General features: G+C 41.3%; 1 protein-coding gene. It reads left to right on the top strand.

Annotation, left to right across the window (positions count from 1 at the left end; genetic code table 11):
* Nucleotides 1-225: hypothetical protein (locus HMPREF3249_RS09550; protein ID WP_218969868.1), on the top strand; the 225-nt coding region annotated here is incomplete at both ends.

Raw genomic sequence — 225 nt, 5'->3', positions numbered from 1 at the left:
TGGAACCATTCGAAACAGCACAGCTCTAAAACATTTTGTATCTCATAGTCACGCTGTATCAGGTTTTGGAACCATTCGAAACAGCACAGCTCTAAAACTAACCACATTATTATATGGACCAGTTGCTGGTTTTGGAACCATTCGAAACAGCACAGCTCTAAAACTTGAAAGGGCAGTTTTACGAATGTGCTACGGTTTTGGAACCATTCGAAACAGCACAGCTCT

The sequence above is a fragment of the Streptococcus sp. HMSC36C04 genome, assembly GCF_001839535.1.
Lineage (GTDB): Bacteria > Bacillota > Bacilli > Lactobacillales > Streptococcaceae > Streptococcus > Streptococcus hominis.
This window is presented reverse-complemented; position numbering and strand designations above follow the sequence as displayed.